Below are 20,523 nucleotides of genomic sequence, written 5' to 3' on the forward strand. Positions count from 1 at the left end.
AATCTCCCCGAATCAGATCCAGCGCCGCGTGCGCTTGCGGTAGCTTTCGTAATCGTAGCCGAAGCGGGCTTCGAGATGGCGTTCCTCCCTGGGGATCGCCAGGATCCGTGTCGCCAAAAGCGCCAGGAATGCCGCGATGAAGAACCAGGCATTGCCGGTGATGAAGCCGAGCGCCACCGTGAACAGCGTATAGGCGAGATAGATCGGATTGCGGCTGAACCGAAACGGACCGCAGGTCACGAGATGGCGCGCACAGCCGGTATCGAAAACCGGGGTCTGTCGCTCCATCAGGGTGCGCACCGCCCAGATGTCGAGGGTAACGGCAAAGAGGCCGATACTGAATCCGATCGACGGCAGAACGTAGGGAAGCGGCGAGGGGACCGGCGCCAGGGCAGTGAACCTGCCGGCCATTATCGCACCGATGATGCCCGCCAGATAAAGCAGTGGCGGCCAGGGATATCGCAGAGGCTTCGCGCGGTAGGCATTCATATTAGAATTCCCCCTTGTACCAAGTCGAGGTGATGGCGGACCTATGGGGGCCTATCGTCGAGATTTGGTACTACGGCGCTGGCTGACTCCTGATGGTGCATTCCTCGGCCAGCGTCTGGATGCGTGTATTCTGCTCGTCCAAGTTTGCGCCAGACTGGACACGGTCGAGGAGGTTTTCTGCCTGCAGGCGCTCCAGGGTGCAGCTGCAGAAACGCTCGCAGAGGCCCGCATCGTTGCCCTGCTGTGCACAACTTGCCTCGCAGCTCCCGATATAGGATGCGACCGGATCCAGGGCGGGCGGCGGTATGACGAAGCTCGCCAGATAGACGCCGGCAATCAGCACCGGTTGGTGTAGCAGATAGACGGTCAGCGAGTGGCGTCCGCCCCAGCGTAACCAGCGAGGCCCCGCCGGCAGCCGGTCGATCCAGCCGAGGCGGTTGCGATCGACCAGAAACCGTGCCGTGGCGATGCCGGTCAACAATGCGCCGATCCAGGGCAGGAGGGGCACATAGTCATTGGATCGGGGCAGGGTCTCCGAGATCCCGAGGAACCAGAACCAAGCCGAATCGAAGGCCGATGAGCGCAGGAATTCGGGGAGAGAAAACGCCACGACTGCCGAAAGCAGTGTCAAAATCGGCGGGACCCGGAGGAAGAGAAGGCCAATCAGGCTCGAGAGCGCGATGGCATGCAGAATCCCGAAAAAGATCCAGCTGTCGGGCGTGAACCAGTAGGTGGTAATGGAAATGGCGGCCGCTGCGGCGACGATCATGCCGAGACGCCGCAGGAAGGGGTCAAGCCTGAGCTTTGGATAATGGGCAAGCACGAGGCTGAAGCCCGCAAGGAATAGAAAGCTCGACGCGATCATGCGGGCGTAGAGACGCAGGAACCCTTGAGTAGATGTCCCGGGCGCGAGGTAACCGAAGAATTCCAGGTCCCAGCTGAAGTGATAGGTCGCCATGGCGATCAGGGCGAGCCCGCGAGCCGCATCGAGCGCTAGCAGGCGCGGTCTGGTCGGGGCGATAAGTCGCTCGGTCGGATCTGCCACTTGCTCTTCCTTAAGCTCTTTGACGATGGACCTCGCCATCGTCACTTTGGCTTGGCGGGGTCGGCACCAAAGACGGCGAATTCAAGGCTGCGGCCACCATGCCTGCCGTCACCTATCGCTCGTGTTGAGGAGGGCAAGGCGCGCCTCGGAGAAAAACTGGCGGCGCAGCAGCACGATGAAGACGAGTACCGTAGCGATCATGAAGACCCAGGGGCTGACGAACCAGCCGAGATAACCAATCGAATAGAAGATCGCTCTAAGTCCCATGTTGAAGTGGCTGGCAGCGATGATGTTCATGCGAATCGTTCGCTCGGCGGTTTGCATCGCCCGCTCAGGATCCTTTGCCGCTTCGTCCGCCATCGGGATCGCGCCGAAGAGAATGGTGCAGTAGTTGAACAGGCGATAGGACCAGCCGAACTTGAAGAAGGAGTAAGCAAACAGTGCGATCAGGCCGCAGACCTTCAGCTCGAAGATCGCGCGCCCGCCCTGCACGATGTAGGGGATGTCCCTCAAGATGGCATCGACCTGCTCGGTCGCACCAAGAAGCGCGAAGCAGCCACCGATCGCGAAGATCGTCGTGGAGGCAAAGAAGGCTGTTCCGTTCTGCAATCCGCCCATGATCTGCGTGTCGATCATCTTCAGATCACGCTTCATCGAGTTCAGGATCCATTCGCGTCGGCGCTCGGCCATGGCCTTGGTGAGGCTCGTTCTCGACAGGATCTGCTGGTCGCCGGTGATGCGAGCATAAGCGAGCCAGAGCAGCAGAAAGAGCGCCATGGCGCAGTAGTCGACAATGGTCATATCGAGCGAATCCCAGGGGCAAGATCGGTTGGGGCATTATCCTGCCGTTCGGTTCATCCACAACGGAAATTAACCACCCGAAAGATATTGGCCCGAATTGGGGCAGGGCGGTTGCGATTCTGATGTACGCAGCAAGCTGCTATCCCATTGAAATCTCGACAATCCATGCAAGCTGCGCATGCCTGCCTCCCATCTGGAGCCTTCCTTTTGCCATTTTTGCAGTTGCGAACCCGCTCCGATTTTAATAGATCAGGCGTCAGAAAGCGGTCGGGGGACGGCTTTCCCTGTGAATGTGATCTCACTCGGAGTTTTCATGGAAGGTAGTTTCCATAAGTCGTGCTGGGGTGTTACATTTCGTGCCTTGATGGGTTTCGCCGGCTTCATGTGCCTGGCTTACCTTTTTGGGTCGATCTGACACCCGCCACAGGCGATTGATCAAACAGCGCGGTCCTCACGGCCGCGCTGTTTGCGTTTCCGCAGTTCCGATCTCATCTCTCGTCATGTCGCGGCGGTGAAAGCCGATGTCGATTGCAAGGAGCATTCGTGCTACGCGATGCTCTAGCCTTTGGGCTTTCAATCCCGCATGCGAGGAGCTCCATGTTTCTTTCGGTTTTCGACGTGTTCAAGATCGGCGTCGGCCCCTCGAGTTCCCACACCATGGGTCCGATGACGGCGGCCAACCGGTTCCTCGACCTCATTCTCTCCGACCAGTGGCCGCGTCCGGCCGGCGCGCAAGTGGCAGCGCTCAAGGCCAGCCTGCATGGTTCGCTCGCCTATACCGGCATTGGTCACGGCACGGGCAATGCTGTCATCATCGGTTTGATGGGCGAAGCGCCCGACAGCATTGATCCGGACCGGATGGAGGCAATTATCGCCGAAGTCGAGCGTACGGGACGGGTCACCCCTCCCGGTCACCCCGGCTATGTGTTCCAGCCGAAGGATGACCTCGTCTACGACAAGAAGACGCCGCTCTCGGGCCATGCCAACGGCATGCGGCTTTCTGCGCTCGACAAGGACGGTCGGGTTCTGCTCACCCAGATCTACTATTCGATCGGCGGCGGTTTTGTCGTCACCGATACCGAGCTGCTCGCCATGCAGAAGCAGAAGAAGCAGGCCTCGTCGCAAAAAGTGCCCTATCCCTTTTCCTCGGCGAAGGAAATGCTGGCGATGGCCGCGGCTTCAGGGCTTTCGATTGCCCAGATGAAGCGGGCAAACGAGGAAGCGGTCCGCTCGCGCGAGGATCTGGATGCCGGGCTCGACAAGCTCTGGGACGCAATGTCGAGCTGCATTGATCGTGGCCTGCGCCAGGAAGGCCAGCTACCGGGCGGTCTCAAGGTTCGCCGCCGGGCCAAATCGATCCACGACAAGCTGCAAGAGGAGTGGCGCTCCAACCGTCTCAATCCCGTTCTCGCCAATGACTGGCTCTCGGTCTATGCCATGGCGGTGAACGAGGAGAATGCTGCTGGTGGCCGCGTCGTGACCTCGCCGACCAATGGGGCGGCCGGTGTGGTGCCGGCGACTGTCCGCTATTACCTGCATTTCCATCCCGATGCCGATCAGGAGGGCATTCGCGACTATCTGCTGACGGCGGCTGCCATTGGTGGGATCATCAAGCACAATGCTTCGATCTCGGGCGCGGAAGTCGGCTGTCAGGGCGAAGTCGGCTCGGCCTCGGCCATGGCCGCAGCGGGTCTTGCCGCCGTTATGGGCGGCACGCCGGAACAGATTGAAAACGCTGCCGAAATTGCGCTCGAACACCATCTCGGCATGACCTGCGACCCCGTGGCAGGCCTTGTCCAAGTACCATGCATCGAGCGCAATGCGCTTGGCGCCGTCAAAGCCGTCACCGCCGCCTCGCTCGCGCTCAAAGGCGACGGCGTGCATTTCGTGCCGCTCGATGCCTGTATCGAAACCATGCGCCAGACCGGCAACGACATGAGCGAGAAATACAAGGAAACCTCGCTCGGTGGGTTGGCCGTCAACGTCGTGGAATGTTGATGCGGGCAGGGGGGCTGGCGTGGCGGCGGCTGTCTCGACACCTTCCCTCCGTCATCCTCGGGCTTGTCCCGAGGATCTGCCGCCGCTGCGATGTGTTCGGCGCCAGTGGTCTGTTCTTCCTGAACGTTCGGTCCTCGGCCTCTCTCAATAGATCCTCGGGACAAGCCCGAGGATGACGCCGCGGCCCTCACTCCACCGAAACTGTTGAGCACATCACCCCTGCGACACCCCAGCCCTTGACCCGCCGCATGGACAGGCTATCTCGGGTGTCATGGCACTGCATCTCCTCAAGCTCTGCGTCGGAGCCGACTCCATCGATGATCTGCGCGACTGGGTCGCCGAACGCTGTCTCGTCGCGGTTGCGGCGGGCCTGGAGCCGCATTCTTCGCATGTCACCCGCATGGTGCCGAAGCGCATGGAGGAACTGCTCGATGGCGGTTCGCTCTACTGGATCATCAAGGGCCAGTTGTCTGCGCGGCAGAAGCTCCTTGATATCAAGACCTTTACCGGCGGCGACGGGATTACGCGCTGCGAGCTGATCCTCGGCCCCGAGGTCATCGAGGTGGCACCGGCGCCGCGCCGTCCGTTCCAGGGCTGGCGCTATCTGGATGCGGATGTCGCCCCGCGCGACCTTGCTGCCTCCGGCGCCGATATCGAGGACATGCCTGACGATCTCAAGCGGGAACTGGCCGAACTCGGCCTGCTTTGAGTTGCCCTTTTTGATCCGCATCAGGAGAAGGTTCCTGCTTGTGAGTGCCGTTCTCTGACGGTACCCTAAATTTTGGGTGGATTGCGCTGCCAGGGGGCAGGGCGCGGTCCAGGATCAGGGGGAACCATGCCGTCTTATAAATTGCCTTGTCTTGCGCTGGCCCTGGCTGTCGCCGCGTCGCATCCTGCTGTGGCGGAAGACTCGTCGATCGATCTGAAGCTCTTCGGCAAACACGAGATCGAGGGTGGCCTCAGCACCTGTCATCTCGCCTTCTGGCAGAGCAACAAGGATCCCGAGACCGACAAGTATGCCTATCTGATCTATATGCCCTTTGATCAGGATGGCGTGCCGTTGCAGGCGGTTGTCGAGATCGGCACGGAGAAGATTGCGCTGACGGAGAGTGCGCGCGGCGATTTCGATCCGCCGTCGCGGCTCGGTTACCGCCTCTTTTCCAGCATCGACCACGAGACGCATATGCTGGTTCGGATCGAAGAGGCTGTCGTGACCGGTTCGTTGCAGACGGTCGGCAAGGCAACCGTCACTGTGGTGCGGCCGGATCTCCCGCCCTTCGTTGCGGGCGCCAAGGGCGTCATCGGCTGCCCTGGCACATCGGCGCCCGAGACGGCTGCCGCTATTCCTTCTGAGCCCGTCTCCGACGAGGGTGCCGCCGCCGGCGGGCCGTCGCCCTATACCGGCCCCGTCGGGCTGCCGCTTGCCCCGCCTGTCCTTCTGGCATCGACAAGCGAGGTGCCGGATGCCGTTCGCCGCGAGATTGCGACCTATGCGCCGGATCAATGCAGCGAGCCGGAAACGCTTGCCTATCCCGGTCAGCGTTATGCCGTGAACGACAACTTCACTCTCTGGGAAGTACCGTGTTTCCTCGGCGCTTATCAGGGCACGAGCATCTTCGCGATTACCCAGAACCCGCCTGCCGACTGGGCGACGATGCTGAGCCTGCCCAATCCGCCAGCGCTTGAGGGCGAGAACAATGCCCAGATGATGAACCCGCAGGTCTTTGCCGAAAAGGGTCTGTTCATCTCGACATCGCTCGCGCGCGGCGAGGGGGATTGCGGCACCTATCAGGTCTTCCGCCTGATGGATGCCCCGGGCGAGACCCTCGAATTCCAGCTGATGGAGTATCGCGAGAAGGTGAATTGCGACGGCGTGCAGAGCGAGCCATCCGAATGGCCGCTGCAGTTCCAGCCCGGAGAATGAATAGCGCGGGTGCCCTCATGCTGACCGAATTGCGGGATCTGCGACCAGGTCGGATACTTCGGCCATCTAAAGGTCCCAATTCGATTTCAGTCGTCGATGACAGTCAACCAGTCGGCCATGAGAGGAACTCGTTTGCGCGCCCATGATCTGCCGATCTCCGATACGACGCCTCGGCGGACAGGAACCCTCGCGCGGCGGATCGCGCTGCGCCTTGGGCTTACCCTTGTCGGCCTCGCCGGCCTATTTGGTGCCTATGACGGCGTGCTGATCTTCTCGGGCAATTTTCACGAAATTGTGCCGGGCCAGTTCTATCGCTCAGCGCAGCTTTCAGGCGAACGCCTCGGCGCCGAGATCGATCGCTACGGGATCAAGACCGTGATCAATCTGCGGGGCGAAAGTCCGGACAGGGGATGGTATATCGACGAGGTTGCGGCGACGGCTGCGCATGGGGCAACCCATGTCGATTTCGGGATGTCCGCCAGCCGCGACCTGACGCCGGAGCGGACACAGGAATTGCTGACGCTGCTGAAAACCGCCAAGCAGCCGATCCTCGTGCATTGCATGTCCGGCGCTGACCGCACCGGGCTTGCCTCTGTAATCTTTCTTCAGCAAGTGGCCGGCATCGACGAAGAGCAGGCCGAGTGGCAGCTTTCGCCGATCTACGGCCACATCAACCTGCCCTTCCTTGCCGTCTATGCCATGGATGATACCTGGGAGAGCCTTGAAAAACTGATCGGTCTGGAAAGCTGACACAGCCACCCCTGGGCGCGATCGGTCGGTGTCCTTTCGTCGCAAAGCATGCTATGGGCGCGGCCATGACGACAGATCCCGACTTTTTCACCCGCGCCATTCCCGGTCCCGCCCCCTATGGACGGGCAGTGTTTGCGGTTGCGCCCATGATCGACTGGACGGATCGGCATTGCCGGTTCTTCCACCGCCAGCTGTCGGCCAAGGCACTGCTCTATACCGAGATGGTGGTGGCTGACGCGATCATCCACGGGCCGCGCGAGAAATTGCTATCGTTCAACGAGGCGGAACATCCGGTGGCGCTGCAGATCGGTGGTTCGGATCCGCGAAAACTGGTCGAGGCGGTGAATATTGCTGCTGATTACGGCTATGACGAGATCAACCTCAATGTTGGATGTCCCTCGGACCGGGTTCAGTCGGGGACGTTCGGGGCTTGTCTCATGCAGACGCCCGCAGTGGTCGAGGCCTGTGTCACGGCCATGAAAAAGGTGGCGACGGTGCCGGTTACTGTGAAGTGCCGGATCGGGGTGGATGAGCAGGAGCCGGCTCAGGTGCTTCCCGATTTCCTCGCCCGGATGATCGGGGCGGGGGCGGATGCGATCTGGATCCATGCTCGGAAGGCCTGGCTGAAGGGGCTTTCTCCGAAGGAAAACCGCGAGATCCCGCCGCTGGATTACGAGCTGGTCTACAGGATGAAGCGGGAAAATCCCGATGTTTTCATCGGCATCAATGGCGGGATCAGCGATCTCGATCAGGCCGTTCAGCATCTCTCCGTCATGGATGGGGTCATGCTGGGGCGGGCGAGTTATCACAATGCGACGCTTCTGACCGAGGTCGATGCCCGCATCTATGGCGAGGCAGCCGTTTCGGTTGATTGGGACCAGGTGCGTGATGTGATGATCGGCTATGCGGAGCGGGTCATCGCATCCGGCGGGCGGCTCAACCATGTCACGCGGCATATGGTCGGGCTGTTCCAGGGCTATGCCGGTGCCCGGCGGTACCGGCAGATCCTGTCGTCGGAAGCGACGAAGCCGGGTGTCTCGCCACAACTCATCGCCGAGGCCTTTGCGGCGGTCGATATTGCTGGCGGGCCAAAAACACACGGCGCGTCAAGCACCTCTGCCGCTGCGGAATAATCTCTAGCGCTGCTTTTCGGCAAATCTTGGTCTGAAATCGAAAATGGCGTCCCGTGGGACGCCATTCGAAAGTCAGATCAGGCAGCCTGGATGTTGACGGCCTTGGGGCCCTTGCCCATGCGGTCCGGCTCGGTGTCGAAGGTGACCTGCTGGCCGTCCTGCAGGGTCTGGAGACCCGAGGCCTGGAGCGCGGAGATGTGGACGAATACGTCCTTCGCGCCGCCTTCCGGGGTGATGAAGCCGAAGCCCTTGTCCTGGTTGAAGAATTTTACGGTGCCCTTGGTGGCCATGGGGATAGTCCTTATTCCCGTGTTGTCGTCTGCGCCGCGGCCGGCTGACCGGAAGCGGCTGGTTGAAGTTCCGCCGAAACGGAACCGTCGAGGGATCGCGATAACGGGGAAAGAACGTCTACCGGCGGGAGAAGGCCCCCAATGACCGCGCGGGCGGTCGATACAAGTCAGTCCAGTCTCCGGGATCATTTGTGCCCGAACATAGAAAGAGGTAGGGACATTTCGGAATCTTGGCAAGTATGAAAAGTCACAGTCGGGCCGACAATATCGCGGCAACGGGCTGAAATCCTTGAGATTTAAAGGGTGGTACCGTTTCCATGCGCCCGTCCTGCCCCCGATCCCCTTCGGCGGGCCGTGCGGATGGTGCGGATCGTGACCGGGGACAGAGGCTTGTTCCGTCTTGAAGCAGCCGCCATCCGGGTTTAGGGGAGAGGTGGCTGGGCACGGGAGTGGATGAGTATGGCAAAGACGGGTGCCGCAGTGATCGACCCTTACGAGGTCCTGGGCGTGGCCCGCGATGCCGACGAGGCCGCCATCAAGGCCGCCTATCGCAAGGTGGCGAAGACCGCCCATCCGGATGCCGGCGGCGATACGGAAGCCTTTGCGAAGATCTCCGCCTGCTACGAACTGCTGAAGGATCCCGTGCGCCGCCGCGTCTTCGACGACACCGGCTATGATCCGCAGCTGGCCGAGCCGGCCGACCTCAAGGGGCTGATGGTGCTGGAAACGCTGATCAACGACATGATCCTCGACGAGCGCGAACCGGGCTCGTTCGATCCGGTCGCGGGGCTGCGCCGCAAGCTGACCGACGACATCCTGAAGGCCCGCTTCCACATTCTCGAACTCGAACGCCACCGGGCGCGGGTGCGCAAGCATCTCGACCGGCTCGGCCGCCGCCCCGAGACCGATGTGCTCGGCTCGATGCTGCGGGCCCGGGCGCAATCGATCACCGATGCCATCAAGGCCTCCGAGGTGCAGATCGCCGCGATCGAGCGGGCCTATTCCATGCTCGAGGGCTATTCCTACGAGATGGAGCCGCTGCCTGTGGAAGTCGAGACCGAGGAGCTGCCGAAGGCGGCTGAGTAGGGGCGGAACGTAAGCTCCGGCTGACATTTTCCGGCCGAAAGCCTGACAAAACACAAATCTCGTGGAGAACCTGTCAACGCCTGTTGACAGTGACTTAGCGTTTTTTAGTATCGCGACATACTCCGGTGAACTGGCCCTTGTCGAAGACAGTATCGGCACTGTCACCCCAGTAGGACTGGCATGGCATGACATGGCATGGCATGGATCAGGTCCGCCGGGCGCTGCGCGCGTTTGCGCTGCCTCATCCTGATCCGTGAGCCCCTGGGAGGGGGTCCCCAGATACCAACAACTGGAGAAGGCACAGATGCATAGCGACGGCTTCGTATCGCAGGCGCGCGAGACGATCATACACTTCCCCCTTGCGCATCGTCGGCAACTCGTTCGCTCCGCCGCCTGTCGGCTGGATCAGCTGAACGGACAGGCGGCGACCGATTTCTGGAAAACGCTCTGCAGCCGGCTGAAAACCGAGCTGTTCGATACCGGCCAAACCTATGAGGATGTGCGCCGGGAGATCCTCGCCTTTCAGGCCGAGGTGCACCGGGAGCTGTTCCTGCTCTATGAGCCTAATGGCTGCGAGCGCAGTCTCGCGGCGACCTAGCATCGCTTCCACTCCCTTGCGATAGAAATGGCCTTGCGGCCTGTCCGCCGTGACGATGGCAGGCCGCGTCATGTCCTGTCGCAGGATGGGGGCCTGCCTCATGACGGCGCGGAGCCCGGATTTGCGCGTGGCTTTGTCTCCCGCTTGATGTGGCGCCAGATTCGGCGGCAGACGGCGGATAGTTGTGGGTTTGGGTCGCAGGCGGCCCAGGCGGCAAGCGCTGTCCGTTCGCTGTCCGGATGCGGGCCGGGGCGGGTGTGGATGCGCTCGACGATCGCGATCGCCTGGCGAAGGTGGTTGGCCGCCTCTCTGTCATCCGGCCAGATGCCGGGGGCGGTGCTGTCATCAAGAGGCGGAAGCAGGTCACTCGCCATGGCCAGGAACTGCCGGCGTGCTTCGGGTTTGGCGCGGAGGGCGCAGGGCGGCAGCCTTTCGTCTGCGGTGAGCGGGGCGACCGGGCTGAGTGCTGCGCCGCTGCAGTGCCGGCTGCGGCGGCATTGGCGCCGCGGGCAGCGGCGCGGTATTCCGCGTTCGTCGAAGGTGTCGCGCAGCAGGCGCAGCTCCAGCGGTTCGGGGGCGGGGGTTCGTGGGTCTGGCATGTCGGGCTCCTTTCGGTTGTTAGGGAATTGGCGAAATAGGGAAGCAAGGAATGGGCGGGTGGGGTGCCTCTCCCCTTGTGGGAGAGGTTACAAAATCGAGGGCTTAGCCCGATCAGGGCTAAACCTCAGATTTTGTTGGTGAGGGGATCGGTGATGGTGGCACGACGAACGGACCCCCTCACTTGCGATTTCAGATGTTTAGGCGGCTTGCGCTCGCCTAATTCATCGAAATCGCTTTCTCCCCCACCAAGGGGGAGAGGGGCTCCGCGCTTGCGGCCCGCTCTCCACCCTCCAGGAACTGAACTGTCAAAAACCCCAAGCTTCGCCGCCGGTCGGGATCGCCTCCCTCCGGGTGGGTCATGCTTGTTTCGGACGAGGCGCCAGAAGCAACCTGTCTAAGTAATGTATGTGGCTCCTTCCGGCGCCTCGTTCGGCGTTTTTTCCCGCTGCATGCGTCTCTCTGGCAAGGCGGCGACGGTCCTCGTCATCCTCGGGCTTGACCCGAGGACCGAGGATGACCGGGCGTAGGGTCCGGCTTGGCAGAGTCCTCCGTAGAGTGTTCTGCCAGAGCCTGGCCGGTGGCCCGGGAGGTTCCCGTCGGATGGTGCACCATTCCGACCGGGACCCTCGCCCGGGGGATGATCGTCTGGCCATTCGCGACCTCACCATCATCCCCGCCGCTTTATCCGCCCCGCCGTCTGGTATGTTTGCGACGGCGTGGGCGCCTTGTCTGTGTGCCTCTGAGGCACGTCCTTCCGATCGGGGTATCCGGTGAGAGGCATCCGACCCCATCACCTTCGTTACCAGCCCCACGTCCAGAGGGAGACCGTTGCAGCGGGCCGGGGATTTGTGCCTGCGAGAGCACGCCACCCCGGCGCCGGCCCCGCCTCGCCTGACATCGCATCGTCAGGTGTATCCGAGGGCGGGACGGGGATCAGGGTAAGGGCGTGGAAATGGACGGGGATGAAAAAAAGATTTTTTGTTGATTTTGTTGGGGAATCGGGTCGGGGCGTCCCCCTTTTTTTGGCGATTTGTGGCGGACTGGCGGGGGTGTCTGGCCTTGGCACGCTTGTGTTTGGATCCTCGGGTCAAGCCCGAGGATGACGGAGTGTAGGGGAGCGACATGTATCCTCCACCACCGTTGAGATCGCACAACGCTCGAGGAGAATGCCTCCCCCGGGCTAGAGGTCGTCATCCTCGGGCTTGACCCGAGGATCCAGTCACAAGCCAAAGTCGGGTCCCATCTCCCTCCTTGCTGCGGAGACTTCGGAGCGGTGCCCGAAGGCCAGAAATCGATCCATTGAGTCGAATTGAGCGAACGGAGGCCTGAGCGCGACACCGCGCGAAGGCTGTGAGAGGAGTTGGCCCGATCCGGATGTCAAACCTCAGATTTCGCACGAGGGGGGGCTCGGTGAGGTGAGTGCCAACGGAACCGTGCCCCTCTCTAGGAAAATCTGAAGTTTAGGCGGCTTGCGCTCGCCTGAGCCTTCGATTTTCCGTCCTTCCTGGCTTGGGGGGGGGGCGCGATTCGTGCGGAGGGGGCGGTGACTAACGGTGTGGGAAACGCAGACTGGTGCAACTTCCTCTGAGATTGGGCCGATAAGTCCTTGAGAATCGCCAATTGACTTCAAAATTTGTTGATTCCGAGGATTTTTTCGATCTGCTTGCGGCTGTTCTCCAGACCTCGTTTATCTCCCGGCGTTTTCGAAAGGGTGATGTTTTCAAGCCCGCCCATGCCTTTTACAGGTTCAAGTCGGATATGCTTATTGTCCGATTTCTCGATATACCCATGGCGTAGTAATAAGCTGCTTACTTCAGCAGTCATTCTTTTGGGGTCCCTAGATGCTCGTTTTAAGTCGTTGCAGAGCTCGCTTACGTCGTCTGAATACGAAGAATTTTTGATTATTTCTTCAATTATATTCTTGCTTCTCTTATCTAATCCATCGCTGTCAGCGTGCTTTAAGCAAGATTGTACGGCGAGGCGTATTCTGTCTGAAATCTCGTTCGGATATATTTCTGGAGACATCAGTTCTATGAATTCTCTGCTTACGAGAAACTCTTCTCCCGGGCCCGAGCCTTGGGTTGTGGTTATTGGCCTTTCGAGAAGTTGATTTTCAAGATCATTTATCTTCTCATCTTTTGTTCGTATTTCTTCCTGGTAGATATATTCAATTTCTTCCGCTGTTAAGCGCGTTCGCTCTCTGTTTCGTTGATCAATTAAGCAAGCCTCTTGGAGATTGAGCCAATCCCACCCCAACACTGGCATCTGGGAGCGGACTGATGTCGCGGCAGCTCTTACGGATTGCGATAATTCGAACCGGTCTATGTCGTTTCCGCCAGAAAAGAAGCGACGCAATGTTCCGTAAGTTGGGGCGACTAGCGCGATGGTCCCACCATACGAGTTTTTGCCTGCCGTAGCATCGCGGAGTTTGAATGAGAACCCTCGAGAAGGTTCCACAACAACGTGCGCAACTCCACCAAGTTCATACGCTAGCTTCTCTATTGCAACTCTATCTAGCTGCCACTCATTTGGTTTCTTGGCTGATATGTAGACTATAGGAAGGAACTTGCTTGCCGTGGATTGAAATATGGAGGCAGCCCGTAGGACGTCTTGTTCGGATTCGCTCAGCCATACCGGCTTGTCCGATACCGGCAAGCTCTTGTCCGACGACTGCCAACTGTCACCAATTATTGCCTTAATCAAAAACGGCTTTTTGGGTACGTCAGTCCTAGCAGTCGGCCACTTGGCAAGACACTGCGTTTTGAAACTGATTAGGTTGAGGTCGTTAGAAGGAAAACTAAATCTCAGCACCGCTTCAGTGCGCCATAAGCGCCCGTTGTCGTCTGGAATGTCATGACGAAAACCGATCGCTTTATTGCTTCCGTCATCAGTTAGCTCACGAAATATCAGCTCTTCATGGTTCGCCGAGCGAATGTGAGCGTGGCTCTTGTCGAGGTCTTTGCTGTCAAATTCATCAAGCACTTTACTGAAATTGTTTCCGCGAAGCCATGCTATGACTTGCGATAGGAACGCGGCTTTATCCACGCTCGATTTTACCGGAAATTCTGTTGCAAAAAGTGACATGAAGCACCCCTCCGTTCGAACAGCAACTTATCCGAGAGTGTCATTATAGCAACGGTGTTTCTTGTTGCTAACAGTCGAAGTATCTTGTGGATGGGGCGCTGTTGGGCTTTCTCATTCAGAGTGGGCGCCTTGCACGTTACCTGAAAGTTCAGATGCGAAGAACGCCAAATTTCGGGCTCAATGAGGTCCTCGACGATGCTATATTTAGCAGTCGGTGGCCATAGTTGCTACATCCCCCACAACAACCCAACCATCAACACTACCATCACACCCCGCACCAGCCATCGCACGCTGCGGGAACGGCTGCGCGAGCCGGCGGTCATGTAACTGAGGATATCAGAGAGCAGGTTTGCCAGGTCTTGCATGGTTTCCGCTTGTGCCCCTCTCTTGGAATTTCTAGCACTTAGCTGCGCTAAGATGCTGAAATTCCATTCTCCCCCGCAAGGGGGGAGATGACCTAGCGCCCCGGCCGCCCCGTCTTGCCCTTCGTTCGGCCCTTGCGCTTCTGATCCGCCGGATCCTCGTAGGAGCCGGCGCCGGAGCGGGCGCGGATGATGGGGCGGGGGTCGTCGGGTTGCCCCTCATCCGCCCTTCGGGCACCTTCTCCCCGTGAACGGGGAGAAGGGGGAGCCTCCGGCTTCTCGGGTAGCTTGCCGGTCACCGGTTTCTCGGTGCGGCCGACGGTCATTTCGTCGAGGGTGTTCTTGCGGAAATAGGAGCTTTCCGGGCCGGATTTCGGCATGGGGACGGCGCCATCGGTGCCGGGGCCCATGTCGTCGATATGGGGTTTGGAGAAATAGCTGCCCTTGCCTTCCGGGGCGCCGGATTTGTTGCGGCCTGACGTGGAGATGTGGGGCTGCCCCTCATCCGCCCTACCGGGCACCTTCTCCCCGCCAGCGGGGAGAAGGGGAGTGCCGCGGCCCTTGCCGCCTTCGATATTCTTCGCTTCCTGCTTCGCGATCGGGTCGTCCATGGCGGCGAGTTCGACGGCCTTGAGGCGTTTGATTTCGTCGCGCAGGCGGGCGGCCTTTTCGAAGTCGAGGTCGGCGGCGGCGTTGCGCATATCTTTTTCCAGCGCGTTGAGATGGGCCTGGAGGTTGTTGCCGACGAGATGGCCGCCATCGGCGAAGCCCTTGCCGGAGACGCCGGAGATATCGGCGCGGACGTGGTCGCGTTCGTAGACGCTGTCGAGGATGTCGGAGATGCGGGCCTTGACCGACTCAGGCGTGATGCCGTGTTCGGTGTTGTAGGCCATCTGCTTTTCGCGGCGGCGGGACGTTTCGTCCATGGCGCGCTGCATCGAGCCGGTGATCTGGTCGGCATAGAGGATGACCTTGCCGTCGACGTTTCGGGCGGCGCGGCCGATGGTCTGGACCAGCGAGGTTTCCGAGCGGAGGAAACCTTCCTTGTCCGCATCGAGGATGGCGACGAAGCCGCATTCCGGGATGTCGAGGCCTTCGCGCAAGAGGTTGATGCCGACGAGCACGTCGAAGGCGCCGAGGCGGAGATCGCGGATGATCTCGATGCGCTCCAGCGTGTCGATGTCGGAGTGCATGTAGCGGACGCGCACGCCCTGTTCATGCAGGTATTCGGTGAGGTCTTCGGCCATGCGCTTGGTGAGCACGGTGACGAGGGTGCGGTAGCCCTTCAGCGCGGTTTCGCGGATCTCGCCGAGCACGTCGTCGACCTGGGATTTGGCCGGGCGGATTTCGACCGGCGGGTCGATGAGGCCTGTCGGGCGGATGACCTGTTCGGCAAAGACGCCGCCGGCCTCCTCCATTTCCCAGCTGCCGGGCGTGGCGGAGACGGCGACGGTCTGGGGGCGCATGGCGTCCCATTCCTCGAAGCGCAGCGGGCGGTTGTCCATGCAGGAGGGCAGGCGGAAGCCGTATTCGGCCAGCGTCGCCTTGCGGCGGAAGTCGCCTCGATACATGCCGCCGATCTGGGAGACGGAGACGTGGCTCTCGTCGATGAAGAGCAGGGCGTTGTCGGGGATGTATTCGAACAGCGTCGGTGGCGGCTCGCCGGGTTTGCGGCCGGTGAGGTAGCGCGAATAGTTCTCGATGCCGGCGCAGGAGCCGGTGGCCTCGAGCATTTCGATGTCGTATTTCGTCCGCTGTTCGAGGCGCTGGGCCTCCAGCAGGCGGCCGCCCTTTTCCAGCTCGGCGAGGCGCATTTTCAGCTCCTCCTTGATCGACTTGATGGCGCCGTTGAGGGCGGGTCTCGGCGTGACATAGTGGCTGTTGGCGTAGATCTTCACCGTCTTCATCTCGCCGGTCTTGTGGCCGGTCAAGGGATCGAATTCGGTGATGCTCTCGATCTCGTCGCCGAACAGCGTAATGCGCCAGGCGGCATCCTCCAGGTGGGCGGGGAAGAGTTCGATCGTGTCGCCACGGACCCGGAAGGAGCCGCGGACGAAGTTGATGTCCTGGCGCTTGTATTGCTGGGCGACGAGGTCGGCCAAGAGCTGGCGCTGGTCGATGCGGTCGCCGACCGACATCTGGAAGGTCATGGCGGTGTAGGTTTCGACCGAGCCGATACCATAGATGCAGGAGACGGAGGCGACGATGATGCAGTCGTCGCGCTCGAGGATGGCGCGGGTGGCGGCGTGGCGCATGCGGTCGATCTGTTCGTTGATCGAACTCTCCTTCTCGATGAAGGTATCCGAGCGCGGCACATAGGCTTCCGGCTGATAGTAGTCGTAATAGGAGACGAAATATTCCACCGCGTTGTCGGGGAAGAAGTTCTTGAACTCGGAATAGAGCTGGGCGGCGAGCGTCTTGTTCGGCGCGAGGATGACGGCGGGGCGCTGGGTGGCCTCGATCACCTTGGCCATGGTGAAGGTCTTACCCGAGCCGGTGACGCCGAGCAGGACCTGGGTGCGGTCGTCATTGGCAAGGCCCTCGACGAGGTCGCGGATGGCGGTCGGCTGGTCGCCGGCGGGCTCGAAGTCGGAGGCCATGCGGATCGGCACGCCGCCTTCGGACTTTTGCGGGCGGGCCGGGCGGTGCGGCATCCAGAGTTCGCCGTTCTTGAACAGCGGGTTGCCGCTTTCGATCAGGGCGGTGAGGGCCTCGACGGTGGCGGTGACGGCGCCGGTCGCCAGCGATTCGGCTTCTTCGAGGCTGACATCCATGCCGGCGATCGGATTGAGGCCGGCGGCGGCACGGGTCTTCGGGTCATTGGAGGCGCCGATGGAGACGCCGCGGGAGGTCTTGGTCGAGGTGGTGTTCTTGGCTGTTTGCTTCGCGCTCACGCTGTCGTCGCTTTGCGACTTCGCTCCGCGGGGGCCTCGCACGGGCTCGGACGCCCGTTCGGGCTTGCGGCCTGCGGCCGTTGATTTGGCCTTTTCCAGCGCCACCTTCTCGGCATGGCGGCGGGCCTCGATCTCGATCTTCTTGCGGTGCTTGCCGGCCTTCGAGGCGAGTTCGCGCTGGCTCTCGACGGTGGACGCCTCGGCTTCCGCCTCCAATTGCTTCACCCAGTCGGAGACGGAGCCTGCGAGCGGCGCGCCTTCGAATGCGGTCTGCGGGGCTTCCTCGAAACTATCAGAGGGGGCGGAGGATTTGGGAGACTTGGCCATGGCCGGAATATGGAGAAGCGCGCCGGCAAAGGGAAGGGGCGGGGCCAGGATAATCAGAACAAAAACGCAACAGGAAGAGGAGGTTGTTGCCAGCGTGGTGGCAGGAGGGAGAGGGCGTCAGTGCTTGAAGACGTTGTCGCGATGCCAGCCGAGATAATGGGGATGCGGACGCAGATGCGGGGCGGCCGGGACGCGTGCCTTGCCGTCCTTGACGAGCAGGTGGGAGATGTCCTCGTTCAACTGGCGGGACTGCAGGATGGTGAAGTCGTCTGCGAGTGACAGGAGGCCGCGATCGAACATCCAGTGGACGGTGCCTGAGAGGGCGATACCGTTTTGCACAGAATCGTTGCCGCCGCGTTCGACGGGCACGATATGGGCTGCTTCCACTTCGGGCCGGCCTCCGCCGTTGATCAGGCGAAGGCCCGTGAAGGCGCAGGTCCTGTCATAGACTTGCCGGATATGCTGGCGGAATTTCGCATCCCGGAACGGACGATTGATCGTCTGCTGCAGGATCGGCCGTTCATAGCCGTCTGCGACATACCCGGCTTGCGCTGGCTCATCGACTTCGAAGTAGGTTAGGGGGTCGGCTGGCAGATGACTGTCTCCCGCCTGGTCGATCCTTTGCGGCCACTCATCGGGTTCGGACAGGCCGCTGTTCACCAGGGCAGCAAATTCACCGTCACTGATCACGCGGACTGCCTGGACGCTGCGCCCGGGATTGACGCTTCCATCGGGGCTTACCAACTGCCGCTCGAACCCGCCGTTTTCGCGGTAATCCAGTGGACGGTCAAAATCGATATAGTCAGCCAACCTGGCGTAATAGTGATCCGCAATCTCGTTGTCGTCGTCGATCGCCGTGACCCTGGCAAGGCCAGAGTAGTAGCGGCTCGGCATGCCCGTCAGGGGGCCGTAATAGACGATCCAGTCACCCAGAGACTGCTGCACTCGGGAGAGGTACATTTTCGGGAAGTGATAAAGCTGTCCTCGGACATCCTTATAGCCGCTCCCGTCCTTGTGGTAGAAAATCGCCTTTGCCATGGCCGTCCCGAGTCATTTCGCTTCGCCACTATGCAGCCGTAGTCGGCGGACGCAACCATCGTTCAATCACGCCACCGACAGATGTTTTGACCGGGTCTTGCGCTTGAGTGCGGTCGGCTGGTTCTCGGCGATCCAAGTGTCGAGGGCGTTTGCAGGCATGGGGCGGGCGAAGAGATAGCCCTGGGCGATGCTGCAGCCGAGGCGGGCGAGGATGGCGGCGTCTTCGGGCGTCTCGACCCCTTCGACGACGATGTCGAGGGAGAGGGACTGGCCGAGGCTGATCATGGCCGAGATCAGTTTCTGGTTGGTCTCGCTGCGGGCGACGTCCTTGACGAAGCTGCGGTCGATCTTGAGGCGGTCGACCTTCAGGCCGATCAGATAGGCGAGGGATGAATGGCCCATGCCGAAATCATCGACGGCGAGCTTGTAACCGTCCTGTTCGAGCTGCTTCAACTGCTCGTCGGCCAGTGCGGGATCGAGAATGGCCTCCTCGGTGATCTCTATCTCGAGTGCCGATGGCGCCACGCCATGGGCGCTAGTGACACGCTGCAGCATGCAAGGCACGGAATAGAGCGCAAATTCCCGCGGCGAAACGTTGAGTGCCACCGTCACGTCGCCGAGGTGGAAATCAGGCAGGCGGCGGGCGAGCAGGCAAGCATCGCGGGCGATACTTGCCGTGAGCTGTTCCGAGAGATGCACCGTGCGTGCGGCGTTGACGATTTCCGGTGGTGACACGAAGCCGAGCTGCGGATGCTGCCAGCGCACCAGCGCCTCGAAGCCGGTGATGCGGCGTGTCGTCAGGTCGACCTGGGGCTGGAACCAGGCGCCAATGGCGCCGCTCTGTATGGCGCGGTCGAGGTCCTGCTCGATGATGCGCTTGCGCTCGGCATTGCGGCGCAGGTCCGGGTCGAACTCCCGCAGCTGGCGGCGATCGGCGCGCTTGGCGTCGTAGAGTGCCATGTCTGCGCAGGCGAGCAGTTCTTCGGCATTGTCTGCGTGATCTGGATAGGCCGCGAGGCCGACGCTCAGGCCGATGACGGACTGGCGCTGGTGCCAGTGAATCGGCCGGCGGCTGGCTTCGAGCACGGCGGCCGCATGGGTACGGGCGCGGTCCAGAGCATCCGGACCGCTGACGACCACGGCGAATTCATCGCCGCCAAGACGGGCGATCAGGCTGCCGTCCTCGACGAGCGATGCAAGGCGGGTGGCGATCTCACGCAGCAGCGCATCGCCGGCGCTATGGCCAAGCGTGTCGTTGATCGACTGGAAACGCTCGACGTCGAAGATCAGCAGGGCGACCTGTTCGTTGACAACGGCGGCCCTGGCGATGTCGCCGGCGAGGCGTCCGTGAAAGAACATGCGGTTGGCGAGGCCGGTCAGCGTGTCACGGTTGGCCAAGGCTTCGAGACGAGAGTTCTGACGAAGGATGTCGCTGTTGGCACGGGTCAGACTATCAGCGAGTGCGGTCGCCTCATGGCGGGCGACCTGGCTGTTGACGAACATACGCTCCGCCCAGAGGCTGCGGCGGATGAAAACGAAGATCATCAGGCTGAGGCAGACGCCGACCAGCACGTCATTGAAGCGCCAGTTGCCGATCAGATTGACCATCAGGGAGAGCAGAATCGGGATGGAGTAGTTCAAGGCGAGCGGCGTGTAGCCGATCTGCTTAACGACCGATCCGGCGGCCATGCCGCCCATCATCAAGAAGAGTGGGGCATGGCGCCCGAGCGGTTCGAAGTCGTCAATTGTCCAGGGCAGTGCGGCCCAGACGATGCCCGAGGCGAGCGCGCCGAGCGAAAGAATGGTCAGGCTGCTCTGCGGCGCCGACAACAGCTTGCCGCGCCGATTGAGCGCATTCATGGTATAGGCCCTGATGGCGACCACAATCATCGACACGACATACCAGGAGACGTTTGTCCAGCCTGCCTCGTTCTGAAGGTGCAGGATGAACAGGCAGACGGTGAGTGTGATCAGGTTCAAGACGAGTGTGGAGCGATAGCCGTCGGCGATGTCCGCCACCTGGGCTTGCAGCACTGCCGGCACTGTTCCGCCGCTTCGGCTCTCGTTCAACCACATAAAACAAAACCCATACCAATCGCAATAA

16 protein-coding genes are annotated in these 20,523 nt (G+C 61.1%); 7 read left to right on the forward strand and 9 right to left on the reverse strand.

The features are described from left to right. Window positions 1-12: 12 nt before the first annotated feature. From BSY240_RS02465 to BSY240_RS02475, 3 genes are all read right to left on the reverse strand, one after another. Window positions 13-489 carry a methyltransferase family protein gene (locus BSY240_RS02465; protein ID WP_069041298.1) on the reverse strand — a complete coding sequence of 159 codons (477 nt, stop codon included), beginning with the start codon at window positions 487-489 and terminating at the stop codon, window positions 13-15. 70 nt (window positions 490-559) lie between these two features. Beyond that, entirely contained in the window at window positions 560-1,573 is a 1,014-nt protein-coding gene (locus BSY240_RS02470; RefSeq protein WP_083229535.1) for a heparan-alpha-glucosaminide N-acetyltransferase, read from the reverse strand. A 69-nt stretch (window positions 1,574-1,642) separates the two neighbouring features. Then, window positions 1,643-2,335 carry a DUF599 domain-containing protein gene (locus BSY240_RS02475; RefSeq protein ID WP_054149678.1) on the reverse strand — a complete coding sequence of 231 codons (693 nt, stop codon included), beginning with the start codon at window positions 2,333-2,335 and terminating at the stop codon, window positions 1,643-1,645. A 597-nt stretch (window positions 2,336-2,932) separates the two neighbouring features. Between BSY240_RS02475 and BSY240_RS02480 the strand changes: the two genes are divergently transcribed. The 5 genes from BSY240_RS02480 to dusA all read left to right on the forward strand — a co-directional run bounded on the left by BSY240_RS02480 (window position 2,933) and on the right by dusA (window position 8,140). Next, a complete protein-coding gene (locus tag BSY240_RS02480; RefSeq protein WP_054149677.1) occupies window positions 2,933-4,333 on the forward strand; it encodes an L-serine ammonia-lyase in 1,401 nt (466 codons plus the stop codon). A gap of 271 nt (window positions 4,334-4,604) precedes the next feature. After that, complete coding sequence (locus tag BSY240_RS02485) at window positions 4,605-5,042, forward strand: DUF1489 family protein (protein WP_054149676.1); 438 nt, start codon at window positions 4,605-4,607, stop codon at window positions 5,040-5,042. Between the two features lie 126 nt (window positions 5,043-5,168). Further along, window positions 5,169-6,257 carry a DUF1176 domain-containing protein gene (locus tag BSY240_RS02490; protein ID WP_069041300.1) on the forward strand — a complete coding sequence of 363 codons (1,089 nt, stop codon included), beginning with the start codon at window positions 5,169-5,171 and terminating at the stop codon, window positions 6,255-6,257. 117 nt (window positions 6,258-6,374) lie between these two features. Next, the gene (locus BSY240_RS02495) at window positions 6,375-7,007 is read left to right on the forward strand and encodes a tyrosine-protein phosphatase (RefSeq protein WP_083229712.1); all 633 of its coding nucleotides are present in this window, start codon (window positions 6,375-6,377) and stop codon (window positions 7,005-7,007) included. Window positions 7,008-7,072: 65 nt separating this feature from the next. Next, window positions 7,073-8,140 (forward strand): tRNA dihydrouridine(20/20a) synthase DusA, encoded by a 1,068-nt coding sequence (gene dusA / locus BSY240_RS02500; RefSeq protein WP_069043796.1) that lies wholly within the window; start codon window positions 7,073-7,075, stop codon window positions 8,138-8,140. 77 nt (window positions 8,141-8,217) lie between these two features. On the opposite strand, the gene BSY240_RS02505 is transcribed toward dusA, so the two are convergent. Continuing rightward, complete coding sequence (locus BSY240_RS02505; protein ID WP_006724570.1) at window positions 8,218-8,430, reverse strand: cold-shock protein; 213 nt, start codon at window positions 8,428-8,430, stop codon at window positions 8,218-8,220. 459 nt (window positions 8,431-8,889) lie between these two features. On the opposite strand from BSY240_RS02505, the gene BSY240_RS02510 reads away from it, so the two are divergent. Further along, window positions 8,890-9,516, forward strand: coding sequence for a J domain-containing protein (locus BSY240_RS02510; protein WP_150127378.1), 627 nt, complete (start codon window positions 8,890-8,892; stop codon window positions 9,514-9,516). A gap of 304 nt (window positions 9,517-9,820) precedes the next feature. Then, the gene (locus tag BSY240_RS02515) at window positions 9,821-10,114 is read left to right on the forward strand and encodes a DUF6074 family protein (protein WP_054149656.1); all 294 of its coding nucleotides are present in this window, start codon (window positions 9,821-9,823) and stop codon (window positions 10,112-10,114) included. A gap of 98 nt (window positions 10,115-10,212) precedes the next feature. On the opposite strand, the gene BSY240_RS02520 is transcribed toward BSY240_RS02515, so the two are convergent. From BSY240_RS02520 to BSY240_RS02540, 5 genes are all read right to left on the reverse strand, one after another. Continuing rightward, window positions 10,213-10,713 (reverse strand): hypothetical protein, encoded by a 501-nt coding sequence (locus BSY240_RS02520; protein WP_069041301.1) that lies wholly within the window; start codon window positions 10,711-10,713, stop codon window positions 10,213-10,215. Window positions 10,714-12,340: 1,627 nt separating this feature from the next. Next, window positions 12,341-13,798 (reverse strand): hypothetical protein, encoded by a 1,458-nt coding sequence (locus BSY240_RS02525; RefSeq protein ID WP_069041302.1) that lies wholly within the window; start codon window positions 13,796-13,798, stop codon window positions 12,341-12,343. A gap of 457 nt (window positions 13,799-14,255) precedes the next feature. After that, window positions 14,256-17,381: an excinuclease ABC subunit UvrB gene (uvrB, locus tag BSY240_RS02530; protein ID WP_069041303.1), complete on the reverse strand. Its 3,126-nt coding sequence runs from the start codon at window positions 17,379-17,381 to the stop codon at window positions 14,256-14,258. 117 nt (window positions 17,382-17,498) lie between these two features. Continuing rightward, the gene (locus BSY240_RS02535) at window positions 17,499-18,419 is read right to left on the reverse strand and encodes an HNH endonuclease (RefSeq protein ID WP_069041304.1); all 921 of its coding nucleotides are present in this window, start codon (window positions 18,417-18,419) and stop codon (window positions 17,499-17,501) included. Window positions 18,420-18,485: 66 nt separating this feature from the next. Next, complete coding sequence (locus tag BSY240_RS02540; RefSeq protein WP_236759303.1) at window positions 18,486-20,495, reverse strand: putative bifunctional diguanylate cyclase/phosphodiesterase; 2,010 nt, start codon at window positions 20,493-20,495, stop codon at window positions 18,486-18,488. Window positions 20,496-20,523 lie beyond the last annotated feature (28 nt).

The organism is Agrobacterium sp. RAC06 (assembly GCF_001713475.1).
Lineage (GTDB): Bacteria > Pseudomonadota > Alphaproteobacteria > Rhizobiales > Rhizobiaceae > Allorhizobium.